We start from the raw sequence: 15,408 nt of genomic DNA on the forward strand, positions 1-15,408 counted from the left end.
GCATCCACTAAAGCGGCCTCTCAGCCAAACAATTTATCGCTATGGGAATTTTCGAAAGACCAAAACTTCGCAGTAACAAGAAAAAAGACATGCCTAACGACCTCTGGATTAAATGCCCAGAGTGCTCCGCCATGATTCACACGCTTGACCTCAAACAGAACGATCAAGTCTGCACGAGCTGCGATCACCACTTCCTGCTCGGTTCACGTGAGCGCATCGCATCCATCGCCGATGCTGGAACGTTCGAAGAAATCGACGCAGGACTCTACTCTAAGAATCCGCTCAACTTCCACAACTACGAGGAAAAAATCGACATGCTCCGTAAGAAAACTGAGCTCAATGACGCAGTCGTCACTGGTCGCCTCACAGTCAATGGCAACCCAGCGATGATCGCCGTCATGGACTTTAAATTCTTCGCTGGTTCCATGGGCTCCGTTGTTGGAGAAAAAATCACCCGTGCTATTGAGACTGCCATCAAAGAAAAGCGCGGCGTCATCATCATCTCCTCTTCCTCCGGTGCACGTATGCAAGAAGGCATGCTCTCGCTTATGCAAATGGCGAAAACTTGCGCAGCCCTAGCTCGACTTTCTGAGCACAGACTTCCCTACATTTCACTTCTTACCCACCCTACTACAGGCGGTGTCACTGCATCCTTCGCGACAATTGGCGACATCAACCTCGCTGAACCGAAATGCATGATCGGCTTCGCCGGTCCACGTGTGGTCAAGGAAACCACCCACCAAGACCTTCCTCCTGGCTTCCAAACTGCAGAGTTCATGCTCAAGCACGGCCTCATCGATACCATCGTTCGCCGCAGAGATGTGAAGAAAAAGCTCGGTCAGCTCCTCAGCTACATGATGCCTAAGGCATAGCTCGTGAGCTAACAAAACTCTCTTTTTGAAAACGAGTAATGTGCTAACCCACATTGCTCGTTTTTTATAACTACTCCCAACTAAACCATCCACAGGATCTCCAGCGAAAGAGGAAAAAGAATACTGCCATGAATTACGATGAAGCACTCGACTGGCTCTACTCGACTCAGAACTTTGGCATCAAGCTAGGACTCGATGCCCCCAAAAAGCTCCTGCGCCAGTTTCTCGCCAACCCAACAAGGGACACCAAGGTCATTCATGTCGCTGGCACCAATGGGAAAGGCTCCACCTGCGCTATCATCGACGCTCTAGCTCGCGCCACCGGCATACGCTGTGGGCTCTTCACCTCTCCTCACCTCGTTTCCTACTGCGAACGCATCCGCGTGAACGGTGAAATGATTGCAGAAGACAAGGTCTTAGAACACCTCTGCGAAATCAAGGAACTCGTCGCCGACTGGGAGCACCATCCCACCTTCTTCGAACTCTCTCTCGCAGTCGCGATGAAGTATTTCAAAGAAACCGAGTGCGAACTTATCATCCTCGAAACCGGCATGGGCGGCCGGCTCGATGCCACCACCGCAGTTCCAGCCGATGTCTGCGTCATCACCCCAATCGCACTAGACCACTCCGATTGGCTCGGCGACACCCTCGAAAAAGTCGCAGGCGAAAAAGCCGGAATCATCTGCGAACAGAAACCCGTCCTCTCAGCCAGACAAGAACGCGATGCCGCTATAGTGATTGCTGAAGTTGCAGACGAGCGCCACGCCCCACTCAGCATTATCGAGGGCCCTTTGTTAGGCTACAGCATCAACCTCGCAGGCAAGCACCAAGCAGAGAACGCCAAGCTCGCAGTCGAGTCGGTCACCGCACTCGGCATCCAGCTCGACTTCGACATAGTCAAATACGCCCTCGCTAACATCCAGTGGCCCGGCCGCTTCGAAACCATCAGCACCGAGCCACATATCATCATTGATGGCGCCCATAATCCACATGCTGCCGACGCCCTAGTCGCCACTTGGAAATCCGAATTTCCTAACCAAAAGGCGACACTAGTCTTCGGAGCCGTCGATGACAAAGAAGCCAGCACTGTCCTAGATAAGCTCAGCGAGATCAGCTACTCCATCAACCTCACTCCAATCGACTCCCCCCGCAGCCTCACTTCAGAAGCTCTCTCCAAACTCTCCCCAAACACCTCCCACACTCTCCACAAAAACCTCGCGAGCTGCCTCCAACAGCTTGAAAAATCAGAATCACCCATCCTCATCGCAGGCTCCCTCTTCCTCATCGGCCAAGCCAAAGCAGAAATCGAAAACCTCGATTTCCAAAAGAGTACTCAGTGATTGTTAATCATAGAGACGACGCCCTAATACTGAGTGATCCAATCAGAATACGGCAACGCTTTCAATAGCTTCGCCCTTTCCCATGCGCCAACTTAAGCGCATAAGTTAGAGGCTAACCAAACTCATCTGTAATAAAAAGAAACAACTTCCCTAACGAAGGCCGTAAGTCCATAACTCAAAAACACGTATGACTAAAGTTATGAAAAGAATTCTCAGCATTATCCTGCTTACTCACCTACCGCTCCACGCACAAGACTCTAACCAGCTCAGCAACGTCTCTACCGAAATGGCGGCAGCAGCTAACAGCTTCCTCGCATCGCTGGACAAGGAAGATGCTAAACAAGCCAACTTCCCCTTCACCGCTGATGAACGCCAAAACTGGGCATACGTACCGACTAAGCGAAAAGGCATCCCGCTCGAAGAGCTTTCCGAACAGCAAATCGAACTCGTTCGCAAACTTCTCAAAACAGCACTCAGTGATCCAGGTCTAAAGAAAGTCGACACCATCATAGCTCTCGAAGCCTTTCTAGGGGAGGTCGAGAAACGCCCCGACTTTCGAAACTCTAAGGCGTATTTCACGACGATCTTCGGCGAACCTTCTGCCATTGGCACTTGGGGCTGGCGCTTTGAAGGTCATCACCTCTCGCTCAACTACACCGTAGTGGATGGCAAACCGGCTTCACTCACTCCATCCTTTTTTGCCGCGAATCCAGCTGAGATCAAAATCGACCACAAGATGAAAGGCACTCGCCCGCTCGCCGCAGAGGAAGACCTTGCTCGCGCCCTAGCTGCAACCCTAGCAGAATCTAATAAACCAGTGGTGTACACGTCTAAGCCGCCTAAAGAGATTCTCACAAGAGCGCAGCGTAAAATCGATCAGCTAGAGCCCGTTGGTGTGACTGCCCAAGAAATGAGTGCGAGCCAACAAAAAGCATTTCTCGCTCTCATCGAAGAATTTGCCAATCGCCACCGCCAGGAACTCACTGAGGACACCATGAAAAAGGTGAAAGCAGACAAGCAAAGCCTGCGCTTCGCTTGGGCGGGCAGCCTCACTCCAGGAAGCCCATACTACTATCGCATCCAGTCTGACACTTTTCTCGTGGAAGTCGTCAACGTCCAGAATAAGGGAAATCACATCCACGCCGTCTGGCGCGATACTGAAAACGACTTTGCTAGTGACCTCCTCGCCGATCATATTCATACGGATCACTAATTCAATGCTTGCTCACGCACTCTGCATTCAAGCATCTTAGGCACACACACTAGACTATAAGATGCTAAGCACCGAATTTATTGACCTCCTCAAAATCCTCATTCGTCACCCGAGTGTTGTAGGTTACGAACACTCATTTTTCAGAGTACTACAACGCGAACTGGAGGAGCGCGGTGCAAAAGTCACTTGGTACGATGGCTTACTAGTCGCTCAAGGGAAAAACCCAACCAGCGCGATGTTCTCCGCCCACATTGATCGGCACGGGCTCATCTGTACCGGGCCAAACGAATTCCAGTACGCAGCCTTCGTCACGGGCAACCGCACCGACCTCTTGAATACAGCTGTTTCAGAAGAGCTCATGAATAAAATCACCGAGCGTTTTGAGTCTGAACAGGTATTTGCCTATGAACCATGGTCCGGCGCTTACTTAGGGAATGGAGTCATCAACGACACATCAATCTGCGAATTCAGAAATAACCTTATTTTCGAAATCGAAGGTCTCTCAGGAATCGTCGCTGGCACACCTATCGCCTTCAAAGATAAGCTCAGCATCAGTGATGGCAGACTTGAAGGGCAGCTGGATAATGTCATCTCAGCGGCGATTCTCATTCACTTGTTCACTCTCGGCTTCGAAGGCACTGTTTTCTTTACTGCTGCAGAAGAAGCCGGAAAAAGCTGGCGCTACTTACTCGAGTGGTTCCGTAGATTTGGCGGATCTACGAATAACCTTTTCGTAATCGACACCAGCCCCTTCCCGGACGTTGAGGCGGCAAACGAACAATTGCTCGTTCTGAGACAAAAAGACGCCAATGCAGCCTTCAATAAGCACTCCACCGAGCGAGTCGAGGAACTCTGCCAAGAAAATAACATCAGCTACATTTACAAGGACAAGTATATAGAAAGCACAAACGAATGCCTCGTCAGCCAAGGTAAGCAGCCGCGCTCACTTGGCAGTACAGAGCTCGGGAGAATCGTAGAAGCCTCAAACGGCTTGGTCGATGGCACTACTATTCAAATACCGACTACCGACTACCACACGATGGAAGAGTCCGCCTCTTGGCAGTCTGTCGATGCTCTGATCAAGCTGCTAATGATCGTTTCGAAAGAACCCCAATCATAGTCACGTATATGGGCCTCAACCACTGAGTTGGCTGATGATCATACCTCTGCTAGTTTACGCATCACCCAAATACCAAGCACCTCCTTTCAACATCACGATCAATGAGCTCAAACCCAATCTCGCGTCGCTCAGCACTAAAGCAAACCTTCTGCTTTAGCGCGGCCCTACTCACTGGAAAACTACCAAGTTTCGCTGCGCCCGCTATCGGTTCAGGTCCAGGGAGCTACCATTTCACTATGATCGGTGACTGGGGACACGCTAAGGACATGACCCAACAGAAAGCGGTCGCCAAGGGCATGACCACCTATCTCGCGGAGCGCAAAGTAAGTCCGGACGCCATGTTCTGCCTGGGTGACAATTTCTACGGGAAAATGAATGGGGGCGTGAAATGCTCGCGCTGGAAAAACCAATTCTCCGAAGTGTACCCTAAGTCAGTTTTCCCTGGCCCCTGTCACGCTATTCTCGGCAATCACGAGTATGACGACCAACCCAAGGTGAAAATAGAGGCTCAGCTGGGATACTCAAAATTCAAGCCTGGAACCCGCTGGAATATGCCGGCTAAATGGTATCGTCTCGATATTGGTCCTGCCGAAAAACCTCTCATGACCGTCCTCTGTCTGGACTCAAACTATTCTAACAAGCGCGACCAACTCACCGCTGAGGAAAAGGCAGAACAGCTAGCATGGCTAAAAGATGAACTCGCTAAACCGAGGAAAGCTCCTTGGCTAGTAGTCAACGGCCACCACCCACTCTACAGTAATGGCAAGTATGGAGACTTCCCTGAAATGATCGAAGAATGGGATGCTCTTTTCCGTAAGCACAAAGTGCATTTCTACTTCTGCGGACACGAGCACGACCTTCAACACCTGCAGCTTGAAGATCACCCTACCTCTTTTGTTATTTCCGGAGGAGGAGGAGCCCCTATCAGACCTATTCGGACAAATACAGAACGCGGACCTTTCACTGAAGGAGTCGCTGGATTCACCCACCTCGAGGTCAGCCACGAGCGCTTCACCGTCCGCCACGTTGATAAAACTGGTGCACCTTTGCACGAGTTCTGGAAAAAGCCCGACGGCACATGGAAAGTCATGATTTGATTGCTCTACGGGCTAGCTGTATTCCAGTCGTCTCACCACCTCAAAAAACAACCTCATCTTTCCCATAAATCTCTCTCATCCCTCCACTCTTATTCGCTTGTTAGAAGGCTTAAAAAAAGTTTTAAAGCATGCAAATAAACTAATCCCCAATTCATCCTGTGATTTATTCTCCAAAAGTACTCAGCATCCAAACGGGTAAAATAGAGAACTTCCAGGCTCTTGAGAGTTCTTATTTATCGAAAAAAGAATGGTCGAGTGCGATCAACAAAAAACCGATAACTAGCCCCTCCGTGAAGCTCACGAAATTTGGAATTGAAGGGGATGAACATGCTGACGAACTCGTTCACGGAGGCTGCGACAAAGCGATCTGTGTTTACCCTTCAGAACACCTGCCATACTGGGAAAAAGCACTCGGACTAGAGCTGAAAAATGGCGGGTTTGGAGAAAATTTCACGACCGTCCGACAACTAGAAACAATGGTCTGCATTGGCGACACCTATCGTGTCGGAAGCGCCATTTTAGAAGTCACTCAGCCACGTCAGCCATGCTGGAAGCTCGCGAAGCGTTACGACTTGAAAGAACTTGCCCTAAGAGTCCAAGAAACTGGAAAGACAGGTTGGTATCTAAGAGTGCTCGAAAAAGGTAATGTTGAACCAAACTCCATAATTACTCTAGTAGACAGACCATCACCTCACTGGAGTATCGATGCAGTGAACCAACTCATGCACCACCAGAAGTCTAACTACTCTGACATGATCTCTCTCCTGCATGAATGCCCAGCTCTGGCAGCGAGCTGGCACAACACATTTGAGACTAGAATCACAAGGCGTGCCTCGGAAAACGAGACTACTCGCCACGAGGGAAATCAAGACTTAGTGTAGCGTCTAAGCTCAAAGTCATCGTACTTTTCAACGACTTCATAAGCATTAAAGAAATGCTCAAACTCAGGGAAGCGTGTATCGCCGTCGTAGCTTGCATAGACATGCGAGACTAACAGCTCGTCAATGTGCTCTAAAAACAAAGTATAAATCTCTGCCCCTCCAATGATGAATACTGTCTCATCCTGTAAAGTAAGACCTCTCACTTCTTCCGGACTATAGACCACATCAACCCCCTCTGAACTCCATGAGTGGTCGCGTGTGATGACTATATTTTGCCGCTTTGGCAACGGCCGCCCAATCGACTCATAAGTCTTTCTACCCATTACAATGGGGTGCCCACTCGTCGTTCTTTTAAAGAGTTTGAGATCCTCAGGTAGATGCCACGGGAGGTCATTTCCTTTTCCGATAATTCTATCAGAGGTCATTGCAACCATTGCGATCAATTTAACAGCACTCATAAATTTTCAGAAATTCATAGACCAGAGAGCACCTCAGGCAAGTACAATGATTTGACCTAACATTATCTTATGCTTGCAAAGCCCCCCAACAATTCCACAGTATGAACTTCTCCCCTCCGACATTATTGTGGTCAAAAAACAGTCAAAAACCTCTGTAAACATCACTCGCATGCTCTACCTGTTAGTCTGCGAGCTAGCTGGTAGTGCCTTGGCGTTCCAGAGTTTTGGCCCAGAATACATGTGGGCTGGAGTCTTAGTGGGCCTCGCAGTAGGAGCTTTTTTCATAATGGTTGAGAGCCTGATGAAGCAATTCACCATCCGTGGATTTTCCACCGCCACTCTAGGTCTGGTCATAGGTCTCTTCTGCGCATGGTTATTAACCACTGTGAAAATTGGCGAGCTCTTCACCGTCACCTTCGAAAGCATCATCAAGCAACCAAGTGACTTCATCATCACTTTCAATGTCACAATGTATGCCACTCTCGGCTTCATCGGCACCGTGCTTGCTCTACGCAGCAATCAAGATGATTTTGCTTTCATCATCCCCTATGTACGCTTTCGTCAGGAAAACCAAAAAGGCCAAGCTCTACTCTTAGACACAGACGTCATCACTGATGGACGCCTCCCGTCTTTGATGAACTCGGGCTTTCTCGAGAACAACCTAATCGTCCCTCGCTTCGTGCTAGAAGAGCTTCAAGTCATGTCAAACTCCCCCTCCCCTGGCCGCCGTCAGCGAGGACAACGTGGTCTCGATTGCCTAGAAGACCTGAGTACTTCACAGCGAATCAAAGTCAACATCCACGACGCCACTACATCAGGCCCTGATGAGAGCCATGATTCCCTCCTGATGCAGATCAGCCGCATGCTGGACGCAAAACTTCTCACTACGGATAACAACCTCAGTAAGGTAGCACGCCTACAAGATGTAAAAGTTCTTAACATTAACGATCTAGCAGACTCACTGAAACCCAAGCTTGCCGTCGGCGCCCAACTTCATCTAGCTATCGTCAGGACAGGCAAGGAAGATCACCAAGGTGTCGGCTATCTACCAGACGGCACCATGATTGTCGTAAACAACTCTATTTCTAAGATAGGCACATCCCAGGACATCACCGTCATTTCCACAATCAACACCTCTGCTGGACTCATGGTTTTTGCGGAAATGGATAAAATTGATTAAGCTTCCCTAAGCTCTTTCCGAGTTTAAAAACAGGCTCCTTCACAGCTACTCACAGGTTATTCACATTTCCCGAATAACTTTATTCAAGAAAGCCGCAAGCAATTCTTTACAAAGTCCGCCAGCTTAGGCATGAACACGTCAATTTACGACTTACTTTCATGCCAAAGGACACTTCGATTAAAAAAATTCTAGTTATCGGCTCCGGCCCTATCATTATAGGCCAAGGATGCGAATTTGATTACTCAGGCGTTCAAGCCTGCAAAGCTCTTAAAGAAGAGGGCTATGAAGTAATCTTGGTCAACTCCAACCCGGCCACCATCATGACCGACCCGGAGTTCGCATTCCGCACCTACATCGAGCCGATCACGCCCGAAGTCGTTGAGAAGATCATCGTCAAGGAACAGCCAGACGCACTCCTACCTACTCTCGGTGGTCAGACTGCGCTTAACTGCTCCATGGACCTTTTCAAGGAAGGCACCCTTGATAAGCACAATGTCAGAATGATCGGCGCTAATGCTGATGCTATCGACAAAGGCGAAGACCGTCTCCGCTTCAAGGAAGCAATGCTCAAGATCGGTCTCGATCTTCCGCATTCAGGTGTTGCCCACAACATGCAGGATGCGCATCTGATCAAAGAAGAAATCGGCTCCTTCCCTCTCATTATCCGCCCAGCATTCACGCTCGGTGGCACAGGTGGTGGTATTGCATACAATATAGAAGAATTCGAAGAGATCTGTGCACGCGGTATCGACCTCTCCCCAGTAAGTGAGATTCTCGTAGAAGAATCCCTCCTCGGCTGGAAAGAATACGAAATGGAAGTCATGCGTGACTGCGCTGACAACTGTGTAGTGATCTGCTCCATTGAAAACTTTGACCCAATGGGTGTCCACACAGGCGATTCCATTACTGTAGCTCCTGCCCAGACCCTCACGGACCGTGAGTACCAGATCATGCGCGACGCTTCATTCGCATGTATCCGCGAAATTGGTGTCGAGACTGGTGGTTCTAACATCCAGTTCTCAGTCGACCCTGAAACGGGGCGCTGCATCGTGATCGAGATGAACCCACGCGTTTCTCGTTCCTCAGCTCTCGCTTCTAAAGCAACTGGTTTCCCGATCGCGAAAATCGCAGCCAAGCTCGCAGTCGGTTACACCCTCGATGAACTTAAGAACGACATTACTCGCGTCACTCCAGCATCCTTCGAACCTACGATCGATTACTGTGTGACTAAGCTTCCACGCTTCACATTTGAAAAATTTCCAACTGCAGACTCGGTTCTCACCACACAGATGAAAGCTGTGGGTGAAGCCATGTCAATCGGGCGTACATTCAAGGAGTCCATGCAGAAAGCTCTTCGCTCACTCGAAACTGGCCGCCTAGGCTTTGGTTTCGATGGTAAAGACGCGGATAAGCCTTCACGCGATGACATTGAGCGTAAACTTCACGTACCTAATGCAGAGCGTATCTTCTGGCTCAAGACAGCCTTCGATAACGGCTGGTCCGTTGAAGACGTGTTCGAAGCCACAGCAATCGATCGCTGGTTCCTTGAGAACCTCAAGCAAATCGTTGACGAAGGTTTAGCAATTGCGGCGAAAGAAGACATTCTCGAATCGCCATATGAACTTCGTAAGGCTAAAAAATACGGTTTCTCCGACCACCAGATCGCTCACCTTCAAGGCACCGATCAGGATACGGTCCGCGCAGCGCGTAAGAAGCATGGCATCATTCCTACCTACCGCCTCGTAGATACCTGTGCAGCTGAGTTCGAAGCATACACTCCTTACTTCTACTCCACTTACGGCGACGAAAATGAAGCACGTGAGAACGACCAGAAGAAGATCATGATCCTCGGCGGTGGCCCTAACCGTATCGGCCAAGGTATCGAGTTTGACTACTGCTGCGTCCACGCATCCTTCGCACTCAAGGAGCTTGGTTACGAGACTATCATGGTCAACTCTAACCCTGAGACAGTTTCCACTGACTACGATACTTCTGATAAGCTCTACTTCGAGCCTCTCACACTTGAGGACGTACTCAACATCTGTGATCAAGAGAAACCAGACGGCGTTATCGTTCAGTTTGGTGGCCAGACACCTCTTAACCTAGCGGCTGACCTTAAGCGCCACGGAGTGCCAGTCATCGGCACCTCTCCAGAGTCTATCGAGCTCGCAGAAGACCGTAAATTTTTCTCCGCTCTCCTCGACAGAATCGGCCTCAAGCAAGCTGAAGCCGGCACAGCAGTCACTCCAGACGAAGCTGTCACTATCGCGGACCGCATCGGTTACCCAGTACTCGTTCGCCCATCCTTCGTCCTCGGTGGACGCGGCATGATGATCGTCTACACTGACGAGGAACTCCGCAGATACATCTCCGAAGCAGCTGACGTCTCACCAGACCGTCCGATTCTCGTGGACAGCTTCCTCGAAGGCGCAGTCGAAGTGGATGTTGACTGTATTTCTGACGGCGAAACATCTGTTGTTGGAGCGATCATGCAGCACATCGAAGCTGCAGGTATTCACTCAGGTGACTCCGCCTGCGTTATTCCAGCTCCATCACTTTCTGAGAACATCAAGGTCCAGATCCTTAAGGGAGCTAAAGACCTCGCTCGCGAGCTTGAAGTTTGCGGCCTCATGAACATCCAGTTCGCTGTGAAGGACGAGGAACTCTACGTGATCGAAGTCAACCCTCGTGCATCCCGCACAGTGCCATTCGTCTCTAAGGCGATCGGTATCCCACTTGCTAAGCTCGCCGCTAAGGTGATGGCTGGTAAGACACTCAAGGAGCTCGGATTCACCGAAGAAGTGCTCCCTGAATACTACTGTGTGAAGGAAGCTGTCTTCCCATGGCCGAAATTCCCAGGTGTAGACATCGTGCTCGGACCTGAAATGAAGTCCACGGGTGAAGTAATGGGAATCGATGCTGACCTAGGCCTTGCTTATGCGAAGGCTCAGATCTCTGCATTCAACCCTCTCCCAACCGGTGGCAACGTATTCTTCTCAGTCAATGACCGCGACAAGCCAGACTCCATTCCAGTGGCTAAGGAGCTCGAAGAGCTAGGATTCACCATTTACTCCACCGGCGGAACCTACAAGTTCTTCAAGGAAAATGGCATTGCAGTTGAGCGCGTCTACAAGCTCGCTGAGCAGAAACGCCCGAACGTGATCGACATGATGAAAAATGGTGACATTTCCTTCGTCATCAACACACCAAGCGGCCACGAAGCGCGTGAAGATGAAATCCGTATCCGCTCAGGCGCTGTAGCGAACAAAATCTCTCACTGCACCAACCTTGCTGCAGCTGAAGCATCCGTTCTCGCGATTCGCTCACTTCAAAACAAAGCGTTCGAAGTCAAGCCGATCCAAGCCTACCACGGCCTGATCTAAGCGATCTAACGAACTCTAACTATTTATTCAAAAGCGCAACCACGCCGGTTGCGCTTTTTTGTATGCATACACCTTTATGCACTTTCTGTAGAATCTATGAGAATCGTTCATACACAGTATAAACAGGCTAAGACCCTTATTTTTAATACCTTTGTAATACCACTTGCTCTTCTAAAAAAAACAGATATGTAGCGGCAGAAGCGATACTAAAATTCGCTCCTATCATAACTATAAATCATAATGATATTTAAAAAAATTCTCCCCGCACTAGTGACACTTGGCATGTCAAACGCTCTAACGGCCTCTATTACAAGTCTTGAGATTTCAGGTATTCAGACTCAGATCGTTGGTACTACATCTGATGTTCCTGGTTCTGGCACATCTGCTAACTATGATCCAAGCACTGTAGTAGGTGATTATGCTGTATTCGACATTTCTTCAGAAGGTTCGGCATATGGTCAACTTAAAGTTACCTTTGTTTCAGACAATGGCAGTAACATAGGAAGTAACATTATGATTGCACGCACCACCAACTCTCAAAATTTGACTGATGCTGCTACTCTTAGCGTTCTGGCACTGGGTGACAATCTCTCTTTTGACATCAGATTTGACTGGTACACCAGCGGTTCATTCATTGGAGCTACAGAGCAAGTAGGAGCGAGTCTTCTATCTCACCAAGTGCAAATAACTTCGCTAGATATCGATTACAATCAGTTTAATTTAATTCAAAACTCTGAATTCGAGTCAATAACAACAAATGCAGGCTCAAACCTGTTTGTCACTGATCAAGGTGCTACCACACTTATTGGAGACAATGGAAATGGTTCAAACTTCAACGACCCTAACAACGCTGCATCATACCTAACTATTGAGGAGGCTGTATCTCAGTCATTTACATTAGGTAAGCAAGAACTAAGCCTTAATGAACCCGCTTTGTTCATGTTTGAATTCAGAAGCCCTTCTGAAGTGGCTCCTTTCGGCACGCCTGAGGTGACAGCTGTTCCAGAGCCAAGCTCCACATCACTGCTGCTTCTTGGTTCAAGCGCATTACTTCTTCGTCGTAAGCGGAAGTAAATATCACTCCATATCTGAGTTTAAAATTTTCACTCGAAGAGCCTCACTTATCTTAAAGTGAGGCTCTTATGTATCCCCCTGCACCCTGTAATTGATCGTTTTTTCAACAGAGTTGAACCAGAAAGGTTTCATTTCTTACTTTTCTTTGGGAACGAGCTAAATTCAATCAATGAGGAGTAAGGCTATTAACGTTTCTAACCTGCAACCTTTGCCGCGAATGTATTAGAGTGAACTATACTTTTTTTCTCTGAGCTGTAGACGACCTCATCTAATTACTCTCAGAAGATCCGCTCGGCGTCATTGGAGACTTCTCCAAGAAGCTCTTCAATCTCGATATTCCAAACCCGACTCTCATCATCTAACAAGTCGCGTAGTCCGAGAATCATTTGCATCCTATTCGCTTATTCAGACTGGCTCTTCCGGTAGTAGTAAATGACTAGAGCTATGACGCCAATCGACAATCCAGCAATTACCATTGGCCAACTGAAATCTGGGAAAGGCCATTCCTCCGTACCTCCATGGGTGTGGCCTGGAGCACCAGGATGAGCGAGAAGTGATGGAGATACTGCCAGCAAAGTAAGTGGCACAAGAGTTTTCAGTGTTTCTATTTTCATTGGTTTATATCGGTTATATTTTTCTAAAATCTAGAGCTTCACGAACGATATGACACAGAGCAATCTCTCTCACAAGTTCAGTTGTTTTACGAAATTCAATGGCATTCTCTGCAAGTACTCTGACCACTGCAAGTCCATCTCCTAAGTACGAAAATGCACACAGGACAGAAGAGTCTGTCGGGATAGCTAGCACCTCATCTTGGAAACTTGAATACTGAGTTAAAGACGACTTGTCATAGCACCAGATCGAAGCGACATAGCACTGACTCCACGCTGGAGCCAATAGCTGCCATTCTCCGTTCACTGGAGTGAGTGTCATTCGTTCTCTGACCAACAAGCGGTCTCCCAGCTTTAGATCGAAAGCATTCGAATACTCTCTATACGCATTCACCTCGCCGTGTGCCACTCTTCCCGGCGCCAGACTATCTAACAAAAGCATCCGCGAACTCTCAGTTAACTGGATTTTTGTTTGCTGATGGACCGTAGAGCCTCGCTGAGCAATGACCATTTCAGGCCAGTAATCGAGTATAGCATTCTCCCCTACCTCGATGTTTTGCGTAAAGTCAGCATGCTCACCCTGCTTCATCGTATGGAAACGCGTGGCACTTGGTGAAGTAAGTGAAACCCGGCAATCCTTTGCTAATCTGAAATCCATTTCCAGACTATCGCCTGCGAACAATCCCGCAGTAGGATTAACTATTTGCAGATATAAATGCTTCCCATCGTGATAGGGTTTACTCGCATGACAAAGCCCACCAAGACGACGCGCAACTAATTGTGTGCGCTCGCCTTGCTCTGAGTATTTGAACCTCAATTGAGCTTTAGATTGTATGCTAGAAGCTAACATTTATCGTCTCACTTAGTCTAAATTGATATCTGTAAAGAGTACGGCACGATCAAACCATTCAAAGAACTCGTCTACACCTTTCCCATCTTTTAGATCCATCATTTCGAATGGTTTTCCACTGCGCTTACTCGTACAGTCTACATGCATTTGCTCCACATTCGCACCTACATAAGGAGCTAGTGTCACTTTATTCACGACTAGAAAATCAGAATGCGCGATCGCTGGACCACCTTTTCTTGGGATATCATCCCCTTCTGTCACATCGATGACATAAATGAATACGTCTGCTAGTTCTGGAGAAAAGGTTGCTGTTAGATTATCACCGCCACTTTCAATCAGGACAAACTCTAATCCATCGTGGCGCTTCTCCAGCTCATCCACCGCATCCAGGTTCATCGAAATATCATCGCGGATCGCAGTATGTGGACAGCCACCGGTTTCGACACCAACTATCCGATCCTCTGGCAGAGCATTATGCCGAATCAGCATTTTAGCATCTTCTTGCGTATAGATATCATTGGTGATGACAGCCATATTGCGCGCTGAGCCATAGCGCTCACAGATTTTTAGGCAAAGAGTGGATTTACCAGAACCTACTGGGCCACCGATACCTACGCGAATTGCATTATTGGGATACTCTTTCATTAGGATAAAAACATTCTAGCGGGTGCTTTTTCATGCTGAGCGGACGCCAAATCCCACATTGGATTTGATGCACCTATTTCATCTTGCGGCACTTTAAGCGCACGATTAAACCTCTCACTACCAGCCTCTATAGCACTATGCAACAAGGCTTGCGTTGCTCTCGGACCAATCGGAATCAATTTCAAAGCAGCCTGTAAAAGTAATGAAAATGTCTGGTAGCTTAATGACCATGCCACAGCTTCGATAGGAAGCTGCTCTCTATTAAAAATGTAGCCCATCACCACAGGGCTCTGAAAATACTCCCATGATATAGCATCTACCTCAGCATTCTCTTTTGCCCAAGTTTGCTGATAAATGCGCCACTGCTGCTTGCCTATTTTACTCGCAGCTTCACGTAACTGCCGCGAAGGACGAGCAGCTAATGAGAGCTCGTCTAACGTCATTAGTGCAGGAGGATCATCCGCCTGCCGCCACGCATGTCCAGCCAGTGGGATGTCAGTTCGACTGAGGGCATCCATCACATCGTATTCAAGAAACTTGCCCAGATCTTGAGCCGTCTGAATCACACCTGCTTGCACCATACCTTCGAGCCCCATCGAGTGCGCATAAGCTCCAACGGGTAACACTCCATCACTGTAGTGCATCAGTACTGCTAGCCATTTGTAATTCTGTGGATCCTGCATC

14 protein-coding genes are annotated in these 15,408 nt (G+C 48.5%); 9 read left to right on the forward strand and 5 right to left on the reverse strand.

Annotated elements, in window-relative coordinates:
• Positions 1 to 41 precede the first annotated feature (41 nt).
• The 6 genes from accD to ACSHX2_RS04770 all read left to right on the forward strand — a co-directional run bounded on the left by accD (position 42) and on the right by ACSHX2_RS04770 (position 6,523).
• Positions 42 to 872, forward strand: coding sequence for an acetyl-CoA carboxylase, carboxyltransferase subunit beta (gene accD / locus ACSHX2_RS04745; protein WP_435691095.1), 831 nt, complete (start codon positions 42 to 44; stop codon positions 870 to 872).
• Positions 873 to 1,000: 128 nt separating this feature from the next.
• A complete protein-coding gene (locus tag ACSHX2_RS04750; RefSeq protein ID WP_435691097.1) occupies positions 1,001 to 2,212 on the forward strand; it encodes a bifunctional folylpolyglutamate synthase/dihydrofolate synthase in 1,212 nt (403 codons plus the stop codon).
• Positions 2,213 to 2,411: 199 nt separating this feature from the next.
• Positions 2,412 to 3,425, forward strand: a complete 1,014-nt coding sequence (locus ACSHX2_RS04755) for a DUF3500 domain-containing protein (protein ID WP_435691099.1) — start codon at positions 2,412 to 2,414, stop codon at positions 3,423 to 3,425.
• A gap of 61 nt (positions 3,426 to 3,486) precedes the next feature.
• On the forward strand, positions 3,487 to 4,545 hold the full coding sequence (locus tag ACSHX2_RS04760; protein ID WP_435691100.1) for a peptidase M42: 1,059 nt from the start codon (positions 3,487 to 3,489) through the stop codon (positions 4,543 to 4,545).
• 101 nt (positions 4,546 to 4,646) lie between these two features.
• Complete coding sequence (locus tag ACSHX2_RS04765; protein WP_435691102.1) at positions 4,647 to 5,642, forward strand: metallophosphoesterase; 996 nt, start codon at positions 4,647 to 4,649, stop codon at positions 5,640 to 5,642.
• Between the two features lie 158 nt (positions 5,643 to 5,800).
• A complete protein-coding gene (locus ACSHX2_RS04770) occupies positions 5,801 to 6,523 on the forward strand; it encodes an MOSC domain-containing protein (RefSeq protein ID WP_435691104.1) in 723 nt (240 codons plus the stop codon).
• Here ACSHX2_RS04770 and ACSHX2_RS04775 read toward each other — a convergent pair.
• Positions 6,508 to 6,981 (reverse strand): dihydrofolate reductase, encoded by a 474-nt coding sequence (locus ACSHX2_RS04775; protein WP_435691105.1) that lies wholly within the window; start codon positions 6,979 to 6,981, stop codon positions 6,508 to 6,510. The genes ACSHX2_RS04770 and ACSHX2_RS04775 overlap by 16 nt on opposite strands.
• Positions 6,982 to 7,054: 73 nt before the next feature.
• Here ACSHX2_RS04775 and ACSHX2_RS04780 point away from each other — a divergent pair, with 73 nt between their 5' ends.
• The 3 genes from ACSHX2_RS04780 to ACSHX2_RS04790 all read left to right on the forward strand — a co-directional run bounded on the left by ACSHX2_RS04780 (position 7,055) and on the right by ACSHX2_RS04790 (position 12,618).
• Positions 7,055 to 8,161 (forward strand): PIN/TRAM domain-containing protein, encoded by a 1,107-nt coding sequence (locus ACSHX2_RS04780; RefSeq protein WP_435691107.1) that lies wholly within the window; start codon positions 7,055 to 7,057, stop codon positions 8,159 to 8,161.
• Between the two features lie 158 nt (positions 8,162 to 8,319).
• Positions 8,320 to 11,544, forward strand: coding sequence for a carbamoyl-phosphate synthase large subunit (carB, locus tag ACSHX2_RS04785; RefSeq protein WP_435691109.1), 3,225 nt, complete (start codon positions 8,320 to 8,322; stop codon positions 11,542 to 11,544).
• Positions 11,545 to 11,784: 240 nt separating this feature from the next.
• Complete coding sequence (locus ACSHX2_RS04790; RefSeq protein WP_435691113.1) at positions 11,785 to 12,618, forward strand: PEP-CTERM sorting domain-containing protein; 834 nt, start codon at positions 11,785 to 11,787, stop codon at positions 12,616 to 12,618.
• A gap of 401 nt (positions 12,619 to 13,019) precedes the next feature.
• Here the strand turns inward: ACSHX2_RS04790 and ACSHX2_RS04795 are convergent, their stop codons facing one another.
• Genes ACSHX2_RS04795 through ACSHX2_RS04810 form a run of 4 tightly spaced genes read right to left on the reverse strand, consistent with a single transcriptional unit; the run spans position 13,020 to position 15,407 of the window.
• Positions 13,020 to 13,232, reverse strand: coding sequence for a hypothetical protein (locus ACSHX2_RS04795; protein ID WP_435691115.1), 213 nt, complete (start codon positions 13,230 to 13,232; stop codon positions 13,020 to 13,022).
• Positions 13,233 to 13,245: 13 nt separating this feature from the next.
• Positions 13,246 to 14,079 (reverse strand): urease accessory protein UreD, encoded by an 834-nt coding sequence (locus ACSHX2_RS04800; protein WP_435691117.1) that lies wholly within the window; start codon positions 14,077 to 14,079, stop codon positions 13,246 to 13,248.
• Positions 14,080 to 14,091: 12 nt separating this feature from the next.
• The gene (gene ureG, locus ACSHX2_RS04805; protein WP_435691119.1) at positions 14,092 to 14,724 is read right to left on the reverse strand and encodes an urease accessory protein UreG; all 633 of its coding nucleotides are present in this window, start codon (positions 14,722 to 14,724) and stop codon (positions 14,092 to 14,094) included.
• Positions 14,724 to 15,407 (reverse strand): urease accessory protein UreF, encoded by a 684-nt coding sequence (locus tag ACSHX2_RS04810; protein WP_435691121.1) that lies wholly within the window; start codon positions 15,405 to 15,407, stop codon positions 14,724 to 14,726. Before ACSHX2_RS04810 ends, ureG begins: the two co-directional genes overlap by 1 nt.
• Position 15,408 lies beyond the last annotated feature (1 nt).

The sequence above is a fragment of the Rubritalea sp. genome, from assembly GCF_051252225.1.
Taxonomy (GTDB): domain Bacteria; phylum Verrucomicrobiota; class Verrucomicrobiia; order Verrucomicrobiales; family Akkermansiaceae; genus Rubritalea.